At 69.9% G+C, this 18,165-nt stretch carries 18 protein-coding genes; 13 read left to right on the top strand and 5 right to left on the bottom strand.

What is annotated here, in order from left to right:
• Window positions 1-43 precede the first annotated feature (43 nt).
• Genes MANAM107_RS05455 through pknB form a run of 7 tightly spaced genes read left to right on the top strand, consistent with a single transcriptional unit; the run spans window position 44 to window position 9,259 of the window.
• On the top strand, window positions 44-751 hold the full coding sequence (locus MANAM107_RS05455) for an FHA domain-containing protein (RefSeq protein ID WP_179899696.1): 708 nt from the start codon (window positions 44-46) through the stop codon (window positions 749-751).
• On the top strand, window positions 748-1,212 hold the full coding sequence (locus MANAM107_RS05460; RefSeq protein WP_179899695.1) for an FHA domain-containing protein FhaB/FipA: 465 nt from the start codon (window positions 748-750) through the stop codon (window positions 1,210-1,212). The genes MANAM107_RS05455 and MANAM107_RS05460 overlap by 4 nt, the downstream gene beginning before the upstream one ends.
• Window positions 1,209-2,654, top strand: coding sequence for a PP2C family protein-serine/threonine phosphatase (locus MANAM107_RS05465; RefSeq protein ID WP_223912126.1), 1,446 nt, complete (start codon window positions 1,209-1,211; stop codon window positions 2,652-2,654). Before MANAM107_RS05460 ends, MANAM107_RS05465 begins: the two co-directional genes overlap by 4 nt.
• A gap of 2 nt (window positions 2,655-2,656) precedes the next feature.
• Window positions 2,657-4,354: an FtsW/RodA/SpoVE family cell cycle protein gene (locus tag MANAM107_RS05470; RefSeq protein ID WP_223912128.1), complete on the top strand. Its 1,698-nt coding sequence runs from the start codon at window positions 2,657-2,659 to the stop codon at window positions 4,352-4,354.
• The gene (locus MANAM107_RS05475; protein ID WP_223912130.1) at window positions 4,351-5,844 is read left to right on the top strand and encodes a peptidoglycan D,D-transpeptidase FtsI family protein; all 1,494 of its coding nucleotides are present in this window, start codon (window positions 4,351-4,353) and stop codon (window positions 5,842-5,844) included. Before MANAM107_RS05470 ends, MANAM107_RS05475 begins: the two co-directional genes overlap by 4 nt.
• Window positions 5,841-7,229 carry a serine/threonine-protein kinase gene (locus MANAM107_RS05480; RefSeq protein ID WP_223912133.1) on the top strand — a complete coding sequence of 463 codons (1,389 nt, stop codon included), beginning with the start codon at window positions 5,841-5,843 and terminating at the stop codon, window positions 7,227-7,229. Before MANAM107_RS05475 ends, MANAM107_RS05480 begins: the two co-directional genes overlap by 4 nt.
• Entirely contained in the window at window positions 7,226-9,259 is a 2,034-nt protein-coding gene (gene pknB / locus MANAM107_RS05485) for a Stk1 family PASTA domain-containing Ser/Thr kinase (RefSeq protein ID WP_223912136.1), read from the top strand. Before MANAM107_RS05480 ends, pknB begins: the two co-directional genes overlap by 4 nt.
• 95 nt (window positions 9,260-9,354) lie before the next feature.
• Here the strand turns inward: pknB and MANAM107_RS05490 are convergent, their stop codons facing one another.
• Window positions 9,355-9,513 (bottom strand): hypothetical protein, encoded by a 159-nt coding sequence (locus MANAM107_RS05490; RefSeq protein WP_179899690.1) that lies wholly within the window; start codon window positions 9,511-9,513, stop codon window positions 9,355-9,357.
• On the bottom strand, window positions 9,513-10,292 hold the full coding sequence (locus tag MANAM107_RS05495) for a class E sortase (RefSeq protein ID WP_223912139.1): 780 nt from the start codon (window positions 10,290-10,292) through the stop codon (window positions 9,513-9,515). The genes MANAM107_RS05490 and MANAM107_RS05495 overlap by 1 nt, the downstream gene beginning before the upstream one ends.
• Before the next feature lie 196 nt (window positions 10,293-10,488).
• Between MANAM107_RS05495 and MANAM107_RS05500 the strand changes: the two genes are divergently transcribed.
• Window positions 10,489-10,866 (top strand): cell division protein CrgA, encoded by a 378-nt coding sequence (locus tag MANAM107_RS05500; RefSeq protein ID WP_223912142.1) that lies wholly within the window; start codon window positions 10,489-10,491, stop codon window positions 10,864-10,866.
• A 548-nt stretch (window positions 10,867-11,414) separates the two neighbouring features.
• On the opposite strand, the gene MANAM107_RS05505 is transcribed toward MANAM107_RS05500, so the two are convergent.
• Together MANAM107_RS05505 and MANAM107_RS05510 are read right to left on the bottom strand one after the other, a co-directional pair.
• Window positions 11,415-12,269: a rhomboid family intramembrane serine protease gene (locus MANAM107_RS05505; protein WP_223912145.1), complete on the bottom strand. Its 855-nt coding sequence runs from the start codon at window positions 12,267-12,269 to the stop codon at window positions 11,415-11,417.
• Window positions 12,270-12,447: 178 nt separating this feature from the next.
• On the bottom strand, window positions 12,448-12,969 hold the full coding sequence (locus tag MANAM107_RS05510; protein WP_223912147.1) for a peptidylprolyl isomerase: 522 nt from the start codon (window positions 12,967-12,969) through the stop codon (window positions 12,448-12,450).
• Between the two features lie 165 nt (window positions 12,970-13,134).
• On the opposite strand from MANAM107_RS05510, the gene MANAM107_RS05515 reads away from it, so the two are divergent.
• The 3 genes from MANAM107_RS05515 to MANAM107_RS05525 all read left to right on the top strand — a co-directional run bounded on the left by MANAM107_RS05515 (window position 13,135) and on the right by MANAM107_RS05525 (window position 15,727).
• Window positions 13,135-13,683: a hypothetical protein gene (locus MANAM107_RS05515; protein WP_223912150.1), complete on the top strand. Its 549-nt coding sequence runs from the start codon at window positions 13,135-13,137 to the stop codon at window positions 13,681-13,683.
• Window positions 13,684-13,872: 189 nt separating this feature from the next.
• The gene (locus MANAM107_RS05520; protein WP_223912154.1) at window positions 13,873-14,727 is read left to right on the top strand and encodes an aldo/keto reductase; all 855 of its coding nucleotides are present in this window, start codon (window positions 13,873-13,875) and stop codon (window positions 14,725-14,727) included.
• 97 nt (window positions 14,728-14,824) lie between these two features.
• Window positions 14,825-15,727, top strand: coding sequence for a VOC family protein (locus MANAM107_RS05525; RefSeq protein ID WP_223912157.1), 903 nt, complete (start codon window positions 14,825-14,827; stop codon window positions 15,725-15,727).
• 62 nt (window positions 15,728-15,789) lie between these two features.
• Here the strand turns inward: MANAM107_RS05525 and MANAM107_RS05530 are convergent, their stop codons facing one another.
• Entirely contained in the window at window positions 15,790-16,548 is a 759-nt protein-coding gene (locus tag MANAM107_RS05530; protein WP_223912160.1) for a Rossmann-like domain-containing protein, read from the bottom strand.
• A gap of 292 nt (window positions 16,549-16,840) precedes the next feature.
• Here MANAM107_RS05530 and MANAM107_RS05535 point away from each other — a divergent pair, with 292 nt between their 5' ends.
• Both MANAM107_RS05535 and MANAM107_RS05540 read left to right on the top strand, forming a co-directional pair.
• The gene (locus MANAM107_RS05535; protein ID WP_223912163.1) at window positions 16,841-17,209 is read left to right on the top strand and encodes an ArsR/SmtB family transcription factor; all 369 of its coding nucleotides are present in this window, start codon (window positions 16,841-16,843) and stop codon (window positions 17,207-17,209) included.
• Window positions 17,202-18,059, top strand: a complete 858-nt coding sequence (locus MANAM107_RS05540) for an SRPBCC domain-containing protein (protein ID WP_223912166.1) — start codon at window positions 17,202-17,204, stop codon at window positions 18,057-18,059. Before MANAM107_RS05535 ends, MANAM107_RS05540 begins: the two co-directional genes overlap by 8 nt.
• Window positions 18,060-18,165 lie beyond the last annotated feature (106 nt).

Here is an 18,165-nt window from a genome sequence, read left to right on the forward strand (position 1 = left end):
GGCCCACCGGGCCGCCGCTGTCGTACTGGGGGAGGTACTGTCCATGGGTTTCCTGGACAAGTTCGAGAAGGGCGTCGAGAACGTCACGAACCGCGCCATGTCGCGGTTCTCCGACGACGTCGAGCCCATCGAGATCGCCTCGAAGCTCCGAGAGACCATGGACAAGCGAGCCGCATCCTTCGCGCGCGACCGCTCCGTGGTCCCCAACATCTTCCGCATCCACCTGGCCCCGGCCAACATCGAGCGCATCATGGCCTGGGGCCAGGACGAGATGGTCCGCCAGATGGAGGAGGTCGCCACCACCCATGCCGCCGAGCAGGGCTACTCCTTCGTCGGCCCCGTGGAGGTCTCCTTCATCCCCAACGAGGCCCCCAATGCGCCGGCCGTGGAGATCGAGTCCTCCACCAGGCGGGGGTCGGCGGCTCCCGCGGCGGCGGCCACGGCCTCGCCGGCGCAGCCGATCGTGGACATCAACGGCCAGCGCTACCTGCTCACCGGCCCGGTCACCGTCATCGGCCGAGGCTCGGAGGCGGACATCATCGTGGATGACTCGGGCGTCTCCCGCCGGCACCTGGAGATCCGCCTGGCCCAGGGCAACACGATCGCCACTGACATGGGGTCCACCAACGGCACCTTCGTGGAGGGCCAGCGGGTCGACGCCGTCACCCTCGTGGACGGCAACACCCTGACCATCGGCCGCACCCAGATCATGTTCTGGGACGGCACCCAGTCCGTCGGGGCCAACGGGTGAGCGAGCTCGCATTCACGTTCCTGCGACTGGGCTACCTCGCCCTGTTGTGGGTCTTCCTCTTCCTCGTCGTGCGCACCCTGCGCCGAGATGCCGCCGAGCCCTCAGCCTCCGCCCCCCGGCGCCGATCACGCAGCAACGAGACCCCGGCCCCACCCCGGGGCAGGCGCCGCAGCGCCTCACGGCTGGTCATCACCGAGGGGCCCCTGGCGGGCTCCACAGTTCCCCTGAGCCCGGCCTCGATCATCATCGGTCGCTCCCCCTCCTGCACCCTGGTGCTGGATGACTCCTACGCCTCCTCACGGCACGCCCGCGTCTTCCCCAAGGACGGTGCCTGGTGGCTGGAGGACCTGGGGTCGACCAACGGCACCACCATGGACGGACGCCCTGTTCACGGCGCTGTCGAACTGCCCATGAACATCCCTGTCCGCATCGGACAGACGACGCTGGAACTGCGCTCATGACCATATCCCTGCGCTTCGCCGCTCGCTCCGACGTCGGCCTCGTGCGCCAGTCCAACCAGGACTCCGGCTACGCGGGCCCGCACCTGTGCATCCTGTGCGACGGCATGGGCGGGCCGGCCGGGGGCGACATCGCCTCCGCCGTCGCCGTGGAGCACCTCATGCCCCTGGACGCCGACTCCCACCAGGCCGGCGAGCTGCTCGGCCTCATGCGCGAGGCCGTCCAGGCCGCCCACGCCGAACTGGTGTCCCTGTCCTCCCAGGACCCCGAGCTGGCGGGGCTGGGCACGACCTGCATCTCGGTAATGCGCAGCGGCAACAAGCTGGCCATGGTCCACGTGGGCGACTCGCGCGCCTACATGCTGCGCGACGGCACCCTGACCCAGGTGACCACTGACCACACCTTCGTGGAGTACCTGGTGGAGACCGGGCGCCTGACCCGTGACCAGGCCCGCCAGCACCCACAGCGCTCCGTGCTCCTGCGCGTCCTGGGCGACGCCGAGGGCGACGTCCAGCTCGATGAGTCCATTCGCGAGGCCGTGCCCGGCGACCGCTGGCTGCTGTGCTCCGACGGCCTGAGCGGGCCGGTGACCGCCGAGACGATCGGCGAGGTCCTGGCCTCGGTCTCCGACCCCGGGCAGGCGGCCGACCAGCTGGTCGACCTGGCCCTGCGGGCCGGGGGGCCGGACAATGTCACCGCAGTGGTCTTCGACGTCGTCAAGGACGATCCCGAGCCGCTGACGGACCCGCAGGTGGTCGGCAGCGCCGCCACCGAGCGCCTGGCCCGCGAGCGCGCCGCTGCCGCCGCCCGGTCGCGCCAGCGGGCCGGCGAGCAGGAGGCCGGCAATGAGGACGCCCCCGAGCCCTCCACACCTGCCGCCAAGGCGGCCGCACTCATGGCCACCCTGGAGGACAAGAACGAGCCCGCCCCCACCCATGACGAGGTGCAGGACGTCATCGCCGCCGAGGCCGAGGCCCAGGACAGGGCCCGACGGCGCAACCGCCGGCGGGCGATCATCGGCTCCCTGCTGCTGGTGGTGGCCATGGTCGGCGCCGGCGGGCTGTTCTACCGGTGGACCCAGAGCCATTACTACGTCACCACCCTCAACGGCCAGGTGGTCATCTACCAGGGCATCCCCCAGTCCTTGGGGCCGATCGAGCTCAGCCATGTGGTGCAGACCTATGACAAGCCCGCGGTGGACGATCTCAGTCAGCGCATGCGGGACCTGCTCAAGGACAATGTCCACCGCGACTCCCTGCGCGCTGCCCGCGAGTATGTGGAGGTGACGGTCGCCAGCCACGTCGAACCCGTCTCCGACCCCTCGCCGCAGCCCTCGGCCAGCGGTGCGAGCCCGGGGCCCTCCTCGACTCCAGCGGGCTCGCCGAGCCCCAGCTCCTCCCCTCCCAGTGCCACACCGTCGACCGGCCCGACCCAGGGAGGCTGAGGATGAGCGCCACGCCGGCCACTACCAGCACCCCCAGCGGGGTCGCGATGATCCAGCCCGCGGGCACGGCGCGCCACTCGGGCCGCTGGGCCGAGGCCGGACTACTGGGCATCGCCCTGGTCATCGGCCTGGGCGGCTTCGTCCTGACCGCCCTCAACCGCACGGGGGCCTCTCCTGCCCAGGTCCTCCAGCTCGGCGGGGCCCTGATCCTCATCTCCCTGGTGGTCCACCTGTGGGTGCGCTTCACCGCCCCGTGGGCCGACCCGGTCATCCTGCCCACGGCCGTGGCCCTCAACGGCATCGGCCTGGCCATGATCCAGCGCCTGGACCTGTCCTATGAGCGCACCGGCCAGTTGCAGTACTACGTGGGCAATAAGCAGCTGGTGTGGACGGTGATCGGGGTCATCCTCTTCTGCGTGGTGCTGCTCCTGCTGCGCGATCACCGCCGCCTCAGGCGCTGGGACAACTGGGCCATGTGGGTGGGCCTGCTCTTCCTCGTCCTGCCCTTCATGCCCTTCCTGGGCCGGGAGATCAACGGCGCCAGGATCTGGATCTCGCTGGGGCCGATGAGCTTCCAGCCCGCTGAGCTGTCCAAGGTGCTGCTGGCGGTCTTCTTCGCCTCCTTCCTGGTCTCCAACCGGGACAACCTGGCCCTGGCCGGGCGCCGCGTGCTGTGGATGAACCTGCCCCGAGCCCGTCATCTCATCCCCCTGCTGGTGGTCTGGGGGGTGAGCATCGCGGTGCTGGTGCTGCAGAAGGACCTGGGATCCTCGGTGCTGCTCTTCGGGCTGTTCGTGGTGGTGCTGTACGTGGCCACCGACCGCCCCTCCTGGCTGCTCATCGGCGCGGGGCTCTTCCTGCCCGCGGCCTGGTTCGCCGCCACTCACCTCTCCCACGTCCAGCAGCGCATCAACGGCTGGCTCCACGCCATGGACTCCGAGGTCTACAACGCCGGGGGCGGCTCCTGGCAGCTGGTCACGGGCCTGTTCGGCCTGGCCTCCGGGGGGCTGCTGGGCACCGGCTGGGGCAAGGGCTACCCGAACCTGGTGACCTTCGCCAACTCCGACTTCATCATCGCAGCCCTGGGCGAGGAACTGGGGCTGACCGGCTCGCTGGCGATCCTCGTGCTCTACCTCATCCTCATCGAGCGGGGCCTGCGCACGGCCATGACCCTGCGCGACGGCTTCGGCAAGCTGCTGGCCACGGGCCTGTCCTTCACCATCGCCCTGCAGGTCTTCGTGGTGGTCGGCGGCGTGACCCGCCTCATCCCGCTGACCGGTCTGACCACCCCCTTCCTGGCCTACGGGGGGTCCTCCCTCATCTCCAACTGGATCATCCTGGCGCTGCTGCTGCGCCTGTCCGACGCCGCCCGCCGCCCGGCCTCCCAGGCTCCCCGGATCATCGACACCGCCGAGCTGCCGGTCTCCCTGCGCAAGCAGGTCCAGAGCGCCGAGGCCACGGGCCTGGAGGACCCCGAGGCGCAGGAGGAGGCCGAGGCCCACCCGGCCCAGGACGCGGGCCTGCCGGCGCCCACGGCCCATGGGGCCCGGCAGGGCCAGGAATGGGAGGCGGCCAGGCGCCAGGACGCCCAGGAGACCCAGGCGGTCCAGAGCCTGCCGCCCCGGGGCGGGCCTCCGCCCGCGCCGCCGCAGCAGGCCCCGCCGCCCATGGCCCGCAACCAGGGGGAGGAGCACCCATGAATCGTCAGATCCATCAGGTCACCATCCTGGTCCTGGTCATGTTCCTGTCCCTGTCCCTGTCGCTGACCAGTGTTCAGGGCCTGGCCCGCCCGGCCCTGTGGGAGTCCTCCTCCAGCTACGGCACGCTGACCTCGGACTCGCGCAACTCGCGCACCGTCTACGCCGAGTTCGGCACCGACCGTGGACCCATCATCGTGGGTGAGACCGCCATCGCCGACACCCAGGAGTCCGACGACGCCTACGCCTACCAGCGCATCTACCCCGGTGGCCCGGTCTATGCGCCGGTGACCGGCTACTTCTCCACGGCCTTCGCCTCGGTCACGGGCCTGGAGCGCGCCAGCAACTCGGTGCTCAACGGCGATGACCCGTCCCTGTTCTCCTCCCGGGTCAAGTCGCTCATCACGGGCGGCTCCCAGCGCGGTGGCGCCCTGGAGCTGACCATCGACCCTGAGATCCAGCAGGCCGCCTATGACGCCCTGGAGGGGCGGGAGGGCTCCGTGGTGGCCCTCAACCCCTCCACCGGCGCGATCCTGGCGATGGTCTCCAGCCCGTCCTACGACCCCAACACCCTGGCCACCCATGATGAGGCCGCGGCGCAGCAGTCCTGGGAGTCCCTGAGCCAGGACGCCTCCAAGCCGCTGACCAACCGCGCCATCAGCGGCGACCTCTACCCGCCGGGCTCGACCTTCAAGGTCATCACCACCGCCGCGGCCCTGCGCGCGGGGAGGATCAGCCCCGACACGGAGGTCTCGGCCCCCGAGACCCTGACCCTGCCGGGCACCGAGCACTCCTTGAGCAACTACGCCGGGGAGAGCTGCGGCAACGGCACTGTGACCTTCTCCTACGCCTTCAAGGAGTCGTGCAACACCCCCTTCGCCCAGCTGGCCATCGACGTGGGTGAGGAGGCGCTGGCCGAGGAGGCCAAGGCCTGGGGCTTCGACTCCGAGCTGTCCATCCCCCTGACCGTCACCCCCTCGACCTACCCGGCCAACGACTCCGAGGCCCAGACAGCCATGGCGGGAATCGGCCAGTCCTCGGTGCGCGCCACACCGCTGATGATGGCGATGGTGGCTGCCACCGTGGCCAATGACGGCACCCAGATGACCCCCCATCTGGTGGCTCGCACCATGGACCCGGACCTCAACGTCGTCGACACGACCTCGCCCACGGTGGCCCGCACCCCCATTGATGAGGCGACGGCGGCCACGCTCACCGACCTCATGGTCCAGACCGTGGAGGACGGCACCGGGCGGACGGCGCACGTGGCCGGGGTCACGGTGGCGGGCAAGACCGGCACCTCCGAGACCGGATCGGATGAGGGCGGCCCGACGACATGGTTCATCGGCTTCGCCGGCACCGACATCAACAATCCCGACATCGCCCTGGCCGTCGTCCTCGACGGAGGGGCCAACACGGCTGACAACGCGACCGGGGGCTCCCTGGCCGGGCCGATCGCGCTGAGTGTCATCGACGCGGCGGTGGATCAGTGAAACCCGTGGTCGGCCTAGAGGTCCAGGGGCGCTACCAGCTCGTGGAGCGCATCGCCCTGGGTGGGATGGGCGAGGTCTGGCGCGCCAGCGACCTGCGCTCCGGGCGGGCCGTGGCGGTCAAGATCCTGCGCCCCGAGCTCGCGGGGGACGAGATCTTCCTGTCGCGCCTGCGTGCCGAGGCCACCAACTCCCGCGGCCTGCGCCACCCCAACCTCGCCGTGACCCTGGACTCCGGGGAGAAGGAGGGGACCGGCTGGATCGTCATGGAGCTGGTCCAGGGTCGGGCCCTGTCCGACATCATCACCGAGAAGGGGACCCTCACCCCTGCCGAGATCCTGCCGATCCTGGCCCAGGTGGCCAGGGCGCTCCAGGTGGTCCACGACTCCGGGGTCGTCCACCGCGACGTCAAGCCCTCCAACATCCTCATCAACCGCGAGGGCCTGGCCAAGCTCACGGACTTCGGCATCTCCACCGGCCTGAACCAGCGTCCGCTGACCGCCTCGGGCATGGTCATGGGCACCGCCCAGTACCTGGCCCCCGAGCAGGCCATGGGCAATATGGCCACCCCCGCCGGGGACCTCTACGGCCTGGGCATCATCGCCTATGAGGCCATGGTCGGCTCCCGCCCCTTCACCGGGGCCACCCAGGTCGATATCGCCTTCGCCCATGTCAATGACGAGATCCCGCCGCTGCCCGAGACGATCCCCGCCCCCGTGCGCGGGCTGGTGCTCCAGCTGCTGGCCAAGAAGCCGGCCGACCGGCCGCCCTCGGCCCGTGATGTCGCCCGGGCCCTGGACCGCCTCGTGGTCAACCTGCCCCATGAGGACTGGGATGCCGACGGGGCTCACGGCTGGCGGCCCACCGGGGCGCAGCGGGGCGGTGGGAGCCCGGCAGGCCAGGACCACGCCGGCGGCAGGGACGATCAGGAGGCCGGGATCCGGCAGGAGCCGGCCACGCCGGTGCGTCCTGCGCGGCGCACCGCGCGGCACCGGATGGAGCCTGCGGGCTCCTCGGCGCCCGCAGCCTCACCGATGGCCCGAGCCACCTCCACGTCGTCCCCGGCGCCGTCGGCACCATCAACGCCTCCGGCACCGCGACGCCGCACCCGCAGGGCGGAGGCGGCGCAGGCGGCCGCCGAGACACCCAGCGCCAGGACGCCCCGGGAGGGCGTAGGCACCCGAGGCAGGGCCGAGACCGACACCCCCACGGGCAGCCCCCGCCACGCCTCTGGGCGCAGCTTCATGGGCATGCACCTGCCCTCCCTGAGGTTCTTCGGCCTCATCCTCACTGTGATCACCGTCCTGGCAGGCCTGGGTACGCTTAGTCCAGCGCAAGAGACCATGACGGTGTCGATGGTCGATATCCCCGCCAAGGAGGTACCGTGACCGGTCAGTTCCCCCAGGTCCTCGCGGGCCGCTACGAGATCCGCGACCTGATCGGGCGTGGTGGCATGGCAGAGGTCCACCTCGGCTACGACACGCGCCTGTCACGGTGGGTGGCCATCAAGCTCCTGCGCTCCGACATCGCCGGTGACCCGACCTTCCAGGCCCGCTTCCGCAGGGAGGCGCAGTCCGCGGCCGCCCTCAACCACCCCGCCGTCGTCGCCGTCTACGACTCCGGCGAGGAGGAGCTGGCCCAGCCCTCAGGGGTCACCCGCCTGGTGCCCTACATCGTCATGGAGTATGTCGAGGGCCACACAGTGCGCGAGCTGCTCAGCGAGGGGGAGGCGGTCCCGATCACCGAGGCGGTGGAGATCGTCACCGGCGTCCTGGACGCCCTGGAGTACTCCCACCGCGTGGGCATCGTCCACCGCGACATCAAGCCCGGGAACATCATGCTGACCTCCACCGGCGCGGTGAAGGTCATGGACTTCGGCATCGCCCGGGCCATCGAGGACTCCGCCTCCACGGTCACCCAGACGCACACGGTGGTGGGCACCGCCCAGTACCTCTCCCCCGAGCAGGCCCGCGGGGAGAATGTCGACGCCCGCTCCGACCTGTACTCCACCGGCTGCCTTCTCTACGAGCTGCTCACCGGTCAGCCCCCCTTCCAGGGGGACTCGGCGGTGGCCATCGCCTACCAGCATGTCCGGGAGATCCCCAAGCGCCCCTCGGCCCTGGCCGCCGATGTGCCCGAGTCCCTGGACCGGGTGGTCTTGAAATCCCTGGCCAAGAACCGGGAGGACCGCTACCAGGACGCCTCCCATATGCGCACCGACCTGCTGGCCGCCGCCCGCGGACTGTCAGTGGAGGCGCCCACGGCCGAGTCCTGGAACGAGCCGACCTCGGTCATCGCATCCTCCGAGGGGGCCGCGGCCTTCGCCTCGGCCCCCGTCGAGGCCCAGGAGGAGCCCGAGGAGCCGCACCGTACCCGCCCCTGGCTGCTCATCCTGCTGTTCCTGCTGGTCATCGGCACCGCCGCGCTGGCCGGGATGTGGGCCTCGGGCTATCTCGGCGGGAACTCGCCGGCTCCCAAGCCCTCGGCCACCGCCGCGGCCATCGCCGTGCCCGATGTGGCGAACAAGAGCGAGCAGGAGGCCAAGACCGCCATCGAGGACGCGGGCCTGGTCTTCCAGCGCGCCGAGAAGGACGTGTCCGACGACCAGGTCGAGGCCGGCAACGCCGTCTCCTCGGACCCGGCCGCGGGCACCCAGGTCGCCAAGGGCTCCACCGTCACCGTCACCTTCTCGGGCGGCTCGGCAATGGTCTCGGTGCCCGATGTCTCGGGCAAGAGCCAGGATGAGGCGCGCACCATCCTCCAGAGCCAGGGCCTGAGCGTCGGCAACGCCACCACCGAGGACCACGCCACCGTCGCCAAGGACTCCGTCATCCGCACCGACCCGGTCTCGGGCACCTCCGTGCAGCGCGGATCCACGGTCTCCCTGGTGCTGTCCACCGGCCAGACCGAGGTTCCCGACCTGTCCGGCATGACCCAGGAGGAGGCCCGCTCGGCACTCAGCGATGCGGGACTGACCGTGGGCAATGTGACCCAGGAGGAGTCCTCCACCGTGGAGGAGGGCAAGGTCGTCTCCCACAGCCCCAACAAGGGCGGTCAGGTCAAGCAGGGCAGCGAGGTCAACATCGTCATCTCCTCGGGCTCCAACAAGGTCGCCGTCCCGGACGTGGCGGGCATGAGTCAGGAGGAGGCCATCAAGGCGATGCAGGACAAGGGCCTTCAGGTCAGCCCCGAGGGCGACCTGGTTTCCTCCGACTCCGTTGAGGCCGGCAAGGTCGTCTCCTCCGACCCGGCGGCGGGCACCGAGGTCGCCAAGGGCAGCACGGTCCGGCTCAAGGTCTCCTCCGGCAAGGGCGGGGCCACGGCCACGCCCTCCGCGACGCCTCAGGCCGGGGGCGGCGGCGCCGCCAATGGGGAGAACCGCGGGGGCGTCAACAATGGGAATGGGAACAACAACTGAGCCCGCCTGAGCCATGAACCGCGCCGAGCCATCAGTTCGGCCGCCGGTTCACCGGGTCGCGCACTCTCTCGATGGCCCGGCCCGAGGCGACGTGACTACCCCACGTCGGCGTTGCCGGACAGGTCCCAGGTCTCGTTGGCCCAGGGGAAGACGATCTCCATGAGCAGGTAGACGGCACCGGCGAGGAGGAGGAGCGCCTCAATGGCGCGCAGCCAGACGGGGCCGGGCAGGTGGCGCCAGATCCACCCGTACATCAGTTGACCTCCGGGTCGTCGAGGACCGAGGCGGGGCGGCCCTCGGAGCGGTCCATCCAGTAGGAGAACTCGGCGTGGACGATCCACCGGTGGTCATTGCCGAACTCGCCGGTGGTCAGCCCGTGGCAGGTGGTCAGGGTGATCATCGGCTTGGTCGGCGCCTCCTCGGGGTGCCCGGGCACCGGGGCGATGACCTCGACCTGGTCGGGCCGGACGATCTCGTGGTTGGTGACAGTGAAGACGTACCAGGTCTCAGCCGTGGAGACGACGATCTCATCGCCCTCCTGGAGCAGGTCGATGCGGCGGAAGGAGTTGCCGTAGGTACGCCGGTGCGCGGCGACGGCGAAGTTCCCGACCTCGCCCAGCTGCTGGGTGTCGGGGTAGTGGCCGGCGGCGGCCTGGTCCAGGACGTCGTGACCCGTGCCCTCGATGATGGGCATGTTGTTGTTGGTCACCCCATACCACTTGGGGACCACGAGCATGCCGATGGTCTCCCCGTAGCCGACCTCGCTGAGCACCGGCGGGCTGTCGTAGTGCCGGGTGCCCTCCTTCTGGGGGGAGTCCACCTGGGTCCTCTGGAAGTCGGTGGTCACCGCCGCGGCGCTGGCCGTGGCGTCCAGGCCCGTCCACCACAACTGCCAGACCAGGAAGAGCGCCACCACCAGACCGGAGGTGATCAGGATCTCGCCAACGCCTGTCAGCAGCGCGTTGACGGCGCGATTGCCCCCGCTCCGCCTCCTTGGGCCGGCGCGGTGTCGTACAGGAACGTTCCTGGCCATCAGACCTCTTCCGAGTCTCGACGCTCACTGGCCCGGCCAGTCTACGGCGTCGACCTCTGGAGCCCATCACGCCACAGTGGCGGACGAATCACAGAAGGCACACCCAGGAAACGCCAAGATTTGTTCTAGGCTTGGTCTTCGATATGTTAAGGGCAGCAAGCCTGCTTCCACAGTGATCGCCAGCAAGGAGATCCAGGTGAACCTGAAGAAGAAGCTCCGGAAGGGGAGCGAGGACAAGACCTCGGCGCGGACGTCCTCTCGTGCCAAGCGCTCGGGCAACCCCGCCAAGGCCGCCAAGGCGCGCGAGGAGGAGTCACGCGCCGCGGCCAATCGCGTCTCGCGTGTCCCGACCAAGGTCAAGGACACCTCCTCCCCGCGCTGGTACGCCCCGACCGTGGTGGGCATGCTGCTCTTCGGCCTTTTGTGGGTAGTGACCACCTACCTGTTCCAGGGCCGCTACCCCATCCCCTACTTCGTGGAGAACCACAGCACGGACTGGCTGATCAACGGCAACCTCTACCTCGGCTTCGCCATCCTCATGATCGGCTTCCTGGGGCTGCTGCGCTGGAAGTAGGGGCTTGACCGCCCCCACCCGTGCCGCCGCACCCCTCCTGCCGCCTTCTGAAGGACCCCCGGGCTCACCGGGGGTCCTTCTTGTCTCTGCACGCCCTCCGACACGCCCTCCTGCAGGTCCGACTGCGCTGCCGCCCCTCTGTCGCGCCCGCAGACGCCACGAGACGCACCGTCCTGCCCGGTCAGTTGTCATTCGGATGAGCGTTGGGGACCAGCGCCGGGACCGCCAGGCAATGCGGGCCTGCAGCCCCGGCTCCGGCCACAGTCCACTGTGGATTGGTGGAAAGCAGCGTCCCCACCACCAACAAGGACTTTCCCCATGTGTGGACAGGCCTGTGGAAAACTACAGCCATGTGTTTCCACACCTGTGTCCACAGATGTGGATGAAGCACAGCCGTGTGATTCCCTATCACTACCTTGCAGTGTCCTGACAGATTGCTGATCGGCCGCCGACGCCCCGGGAGGGGTATCGACGGCCGAAGAGCATCCGACGAGCACTGGCCTCGCCGCCCGGACGGGCCACTGAGACCCGCCATCGAGATGGACGACTCAGACCAGGAGGGCTCTGAGCGCGATGAGCGCCAGGAGCAGCAGGCCCAGGCCCGCGGTCCCCATGAGGCCCACGGCCTGACGCCGGTTGCGGGGGGCCCAGGCGTAGACCGCGGCGAGGGCGCCGCCGGCGAGTAGGCCACCCAGGTGGCCCTGCCAGGAGATATTCGCCCCCACCACTGAGATGACCGCGTTGAGCACGAGCAGCATGACGATCTGGGTGGTGTCGCGCCCGAAGCGCCGCTGGATGAGGAACATCGTGGCGAAGAGCCCGAAGACCGCGCCCGAGGCCCCCACGGTGAGCGTCCACCACGACGGGGAGCCGGGTGAGGCCAGCCAGTAGATCGCCGTCGAGCCCCCCAGGGCGCTGAGCAGGCACAGCGCCGCGAAGCGCCAGCGTCCCAGCAGGGGCTCCAGGGCGTTGCCCAGCACCCACAGGGCCCACATGTTGAAGGCCAGGTGCATGACACTGGCGTGGAGGAGGGCGGTGGTCACGAAGCGCCAGGGCTCGGCCATGGCCACCACCGGTGCGAATCCGAGAGTGAGGCTCAAGGAGGGCAGGACGAACTGGACGGCGTGGACCAGCAGACAGGCGCCGATGAGGCTCTTGGTGACCAGGGCGTCGGCCACCGGCCTGCCGCCCAGGACGGTGCGCACGCCCCGCCGCTGGCCGGAGGCCCTGCGGGCGCAGTCCACGCAGTGGATGCCCACGGCGCCGGGCACCTGGCATGCGGGGCAGGTGGGCCGCTCGCAGCGCTGGCAGCGCACGTAGGCCACGGTGCCGGGATGGCGCGGGCACACCGGCGCCCCATCCGCATCCGGCGAGGGACTGGTGGGCTGGTTCGGTTCGGTCATGGGACGGTCCTGTTCGCAAGCGGTAAGGCGGCGCCGGTCGGTGCCCGGCGGCCTCAGAGGGGGGCGGACGGGGGCGGCGGTGCGCTCGGCGCCGCACCGGGGCCCCCGGCCGTGGATAGGCGACGGCGCCGCCAGGAGCCGGTCCTGGCGGCGCCGCAGGAGGCAGCGGGGGCTGAGGTCACTGCGTGACGGTCACGGAGGTGATGGTGACATCCTCCAGGGGGCGGTCTCGCGGATCGGTGGAGACCGCGGCGATGGCGTCCACGACCTGCCGGGAGGGCTCATCGGTGACGGCCCCGAAGATCGTGTGCTTGCCCTGGAGCCACTCGGTGGGGCCCGTGGTGATGAAGAACTGGGAGCCGTTGGTCCCCTTGCCCAGGCGGCGGCCGGCATTGGCCATGGCCAGCACATAGGGTGCGGCGAAGTTCAGGGAGGGGTCGATCTCGTCGTCGAAGACGTAGCCGGGGCCGCCGGTGCCGGTGCCCAGGGGGTCGCCGCCCTGGATCATGAAGCCCTTGATCACCCGGTGGAAGATGACGTTGTCGTAGAGCGGGGCGTGGGTCTCCTCGCCGGAACGCGGATCAATCCACGCCTTCTCGCCGGTCGCCAGGCCCACGAAGTTGGAGACCGTCTCAGGTGCCTGCTCGGGGTAGAGCTCTAACCGGATGTCGCCGAGGCTGGTGTGAAGTGTCGCTTCCATAGGTGCCATGGTCGCATGCCTCCGGGCTCATCAGTGGAGCCGGGCACCGTGTGCAGGACTGTTCACCCCAGGCAAAACGGCGCCCTCCCTGACTATGCGCCGTGCCCCAGGAGTGCGACGATAGACGCCGAGACAACCTCGTCCGTCCAGACCAGGGAGAGACCCATGACGTGCTGCAAGACCCTTGACAAGATCGATACCGATCAGTTGCGCCAGGGGGCCGCTTCCTTCGCTGAGACCGTTGCCGACCAGGCGGAGCGCGCCGCCGTGTGGCTGGCCCCGCATGTCACCCGTGCCCGTGAGGAGGTCACCCGCGCCGCCAAGGACGCCCAGGTGCGCCTGGAGCCGGTGGTCGGGGAGGCCCGCACGCGCGTGGTGGACGACTACCTCCCCCGCGCTCAGCGCGCCGCTATTGCCGCCCAGGCCGCGGCCACCACGGACGGTACTCTGACCGAGCGCGCCCAGCGCGCCGCCGTCGCCGCAAAGTCCGCCGCATTGGAGGTTCCCGTGAAGAAGAAGCACCGCGTCCTGAAGACCCTGGGCTGGCTCGCCGTTGCCGGCGTGGCCGCCGGCGCGGCCTATGTCGCCTACCGTCGCAGCCAGCCGGTCGAGGACCCCTGGGCCGAGGAATACTGGGCCGACTCCACCGAGGAGGCCGAGTACGGCCTGACCCCGGTTGAGGACCCGGCCCCGGCGCCCGCCCCCGGGGAGTAGGACTCTTCAGGGGCTGGCTGGCCGTTCGGCGGTGTCGTATCTGTGCTGACGTCTTTGCGCTGATCGACTCCGGTATGAGCGCCGACCCCGCTCCGGGCTCTAAGAGGCATCGCTGATCCGACGGCGTCCCGCACCAGACGGGGCGCCGTCGGCCTGCCTGTGGGCGGTGGGCCTGGGTAGCCTGGGGCCATGAGCGCACTGCCCGCATCCGCCATCGCCCTGACGCACGGCACCTCGCAGTCCGGGGTGACCATTCCCCAGCTGGGGCTGGGCACCTACAAGATCGACGACGGCGAGGCGGAGCGCGTCGTGGCCCAGGGCCTGGACCTGGGGTACCGGCATATCGATACCGCCCAGATGTACGGCAATGAGGCCGGTGTGGGGCGGGCCCTGGCGGCCAGCGGCCTGAAGCGCGGGGAGGTCTTCGTGACCTCCAAGCTCAACAACCCCTACCACCGTCGCCAGGACGCGCTGCGTGCCTTCGAGGAGACCCGGCAGGCCCTGGGCCTGGAGGTGCTCGACCTCTTCCTCGTGCACTGGCCCCTGGCCCAGAGCCCCGGGATCGATCTGGTGGAGACCTGGCAGGCCATGATCGAGATCCTGGAGGGCGGAGGGGCACGGGCCATCGGGGTCTCGAACTTCCAGCCCGCGCACCTGGATCGGATCGTGGAGGCCACCGGGGTCGTCCCTGCGGTCAATCAGATCGAGCTCCACCCCTGGCTGATCCAGCGCGAGCTCCGGCAGATGCATGAGGAGCTGGGCGTGGTCACCCAGTCGTGGTCGCCGCTGGGGCGGGGCAGGCTGCTCGATGAGCCGGTGCTGGTGGGGATCGCCCACGACCTGGGGGTCAGCCCGGCGCAGGTGATCATCCGCTGGCACCTCCAGCACGGCCTGGTGGTCATCCCCAAGTCCACGCATGCCCAGCGCCTGGCGGCCAATGCCGACGTCTTCGGCTTCGGGCTCGATGAGGCCCAGATGGGGGCGATCGACGCCCTGGACCGGGGGCTGCGCACGGGCTCCCATCCGGATCGGGTCCAGCTGTGAGTCGAGGCGTCCTCGGTGCCCCGGCCGACGCCCATTCACCTGCCCTGACCGGGATCCGGCCTCCATGGGAGAGTGGCAGGTGCTGTAGCATCACGATATGCAGCTCATCACACCATATTTCTGGATGCAGGGCACGGCGGATCAGGCCATCACCTTCTACATGGAGGCCTTCGGCGCCATCGGCTCTCAGGTGAGCGTCGTCCACCGCTCCAGCTACCCCTCCGAGATCCCGCCGGAGGCGCCCCCGCAGGCCGCAGCCATGGCCGGCAAGACGCTGGCTGCCGTCCTGTCCTTCGATGGCATCGAGGTGGGCCTCATCAATGCCGGCCCCGAGCTGCGCCCCACGCCCAGCATCAGCCTCATGGTCAACCTCGATCCGAGCGTGATCCCGGAGGCGCCCGGGGCCACGCGGCGTCTCTGGGAGGCGCTCTCGGATGGCGGGGAGGTGCGCATGCCGCTGGACTCCTACCCGTTCTCCCCGTGCTACGGCTGGGTGGAGGACCGCTACGGCATCAACTGGCAGGTGATCCTCACCGACCCGCAGGGCGAGCCGCGCCCCTTCATCCTCCCCAGCCTGCTGTTCGGCCCCGGCTCGCGGGGGGCTCGTGAGGCGATGGACTACTACCTGGAGGTCTTCCCGAACTCTGCGCTGGGCAGGCGCGAGTTCTACCCCGACAATGAGGCCCTGGTCCTGTTCTCCGATGCCGAGTTGGGCGGGCAGTGGGCGACGGCAATGGACTCCAGTGAGTCGATGCCCTTCGACTTCACCCCGGGCAGCTCACTCATGGTCCGCGCCGAGACCCAGGAGGAGATCGACTACTACTGGGAGAGGCTCTCGGCGGTGCCCGAGGCGGAGCGCTGCGGCTGGTGCCAGGATGGCTTCGGAGTGAGCTGGCAGGTGGTGCCCTCGCCCGCCGAGCTCTCCACGCTCAGCCCCCAGCAGTATGCCGCACTCATGACCATGACCAAGATCGATCTGGCCGTCCTGCGCGGCCAGTAGGCGCGCCAGGGCAGTCCTCGCCCGGCAGCCGCGGGCTGATCGCCTGCCTCCCACGGCGCTTCTCAGCCCCGGTGCTGGTGGACGCGGTAGCCCGGGCCGATGTCGCCGGCGGCCACCAGCCGATTGAAGGCCTCGGGCCCCACGGGGGCGGGCTCCGCGATGAATCCGGTGATGGTGTCCACCCCGGCGTCGAGGAGCAGGGGGTGCAGCGGCGTGGAGGGACCCACCAGCACTGTGTGCGCCGACTCGGCCAGGGCAATGAGGCGCGGCGCGGTCTTATTGACGAAGCTGGAGGAGGAGATGAAGACGATGTCGCACTGCGGCAGCAGGTACTCGCAGGCGGTGTCCGGGTAGTCGCCGGGGTGGAGGATGCGCTCCAGGCAGATGTACTCGCCGGCTCCCGCCAGGGCCTTGTCGGCGAAGGGAAAGTGACCGACGACGGCGACCCGCTTGCCGATGATCTCCTCGCGGTAGGGGTCGAATACCTGGGCCCAGGTCAGGCCCTCACCGGTGGGGACGAAGCCGTTGTCAGCGGCTGTGGCCGGTGCGGAGTACCAGGAGTTGATGGCGGCCTGCCCGATGCTGGCCTCGGCGAGGTTCCAGGACTTCACCAGGGCGGCGACGTCGCGCAGGGGGCGGCCCTCCAGGGGCAGGGCGGCGATGGCGGGGCGGCTGCGGACATCCATGGTCCACGCCGAGCCCACCGAGCCGGCGGAGTTGAGCACCCGAGTCCAGCGCTGCCCCTGGCCCACCGCGGTGACGGCGACGTCGTCGGGCAGGGCCTCGATGAGGGCGTCGTAGATCTCCCAGGGGCTGGTCATGGCGTCATCTCCTCACACTAGCGTGAATGAGGTCAACCTTACTGACCCGGTGCCTGCCGCGCTTCCTTGACGGCAATGGACTCACGCGGGGCTCCAGAGGTCAGGGGATGGAGATGGGCGGGGCAGCGGGGGCCGCGATCCCCTCATGCATTCATCTCGGTTCCCCGAGCGAGCCCAGTCAATCGCTGGCCTGGATCCTGGGGTAGCAGCGATGACAATCCACTTACAACGGTATGTACAAACGTTAGCTTGTGCTATTGTGGTGATGATCCTATGGAGGGGAGGGCTTCCAGTGGGCGCTGAGGCGGCACAGGACGTTGATCTCGCACTGCGGGCGCTGGCCGATGGGAATCGGCGTGCGATCCTGCAGGTCATCCGCTCGTCCCCGCAGGCGGTGGGATCGATTGCCGAGGAGCTCGGCCTGTCGCAGCAGACGACCTCCCACCACCTGCGGGTGCTGCGCAGAGCCGGGCTCACGGTGGAGAGCAGGCAGGGCACACGCCACCTGTTCGCCGTCAGGACCGATGGCCTGGCAGCGGTGCGCTCCTACCTCGACGACTTCTGGCCGGACCGGCTGGCCGATCTCAAGGCCGCGGTGGAGTCAGGGGTCGACAGTGGAGCCGCTCCTGAGGCCGCTTCGGAGGAGGTGGGCCGTGGCTGAGTTCCGCGACTCCATCGAGATCGGCGCCCCGCCCGAGGCGGTCTTCGAGTACCTGACCACCCGTGAGGGCATAACGGCGTGGATGGGCCAGTACGCCGATCCCGACCCCACACCCGGGGGCAGGTTCGCGGTCGATATCGCAGGGTATCCCGTTCGGGGCGAGTACCTGCGTGTCGAGCGCCCACACCTGGTGGTGGTCTCCTGGGGCTTCGCCGGCAGTGGGGTGCTGGCCCCGGGAGCCTCACGGGTCGAGTTCCGCCTCACCGCGATCGAGGGTGGCACGAGGGTGGATCTTCGCCACTGCGACCTGCCCGAGACGCAGCTGCGCGGTCACGCCGACGGGTGGGCGAACTTCCTGCCGCGCCTGGCGATCGCCGGAGCAGGAGACGATCCGGGGCCTGATCGCTGGCAGCCGCTGGCGGACCGGGATGAGCACACCGCCGCACACCGCAGACCGCAGCAAGCAGAGGAGAGGCACATGTCCCACAGTCCCGAGACCAGCACCGCCTACGAGGTCGTCCGCAGGTACCACCGCGCCTGGACGGGCGGGGATATCGAGGGCGCGATGAGCTGCGTGGATGACGCGATCACCTGTCGAGCCCCGGGCATCGACCTTGAGGGCAAGGAGGCCTACCGGGAGTTCATCGGCGGCTTCGCCCCCAGGCTCACCGGTGTCGGCGAGATCGCAGGATTCACCGATGGGCAGCGCGTGGCGCTGTTCTACTACCCGCAGACGGCTGTCACCTCCACGGCACCGGCCGCAGAGCTCTTCACCGTCACCAATGGCCTGATCACGCAGAGCGTGCTGATCTTCGACCGGCTCTCCTACGCCCCGCCACAGCAGCGCTGAGGCCGGGATCACGCGATCGCCCGGCACCGCGGCGCCAGGCGGTCATCGCTCCAGGGCCCTGGCACTGGCGTCCGCGGCAGTCCGCGAGAGCGGGGCCGCCCGTCAA

Origin of the sequence: Actinomyces capricornis (assembly GCF_019974135.1) — a bacterium.
GTDB classification, from domain to species: domain Bacteria; phylum Actinomycetota; class Actinomycetes; order Actinomycetales; family Actinomycetaceae; genus Actinomyces; species Actinomyces capricornis.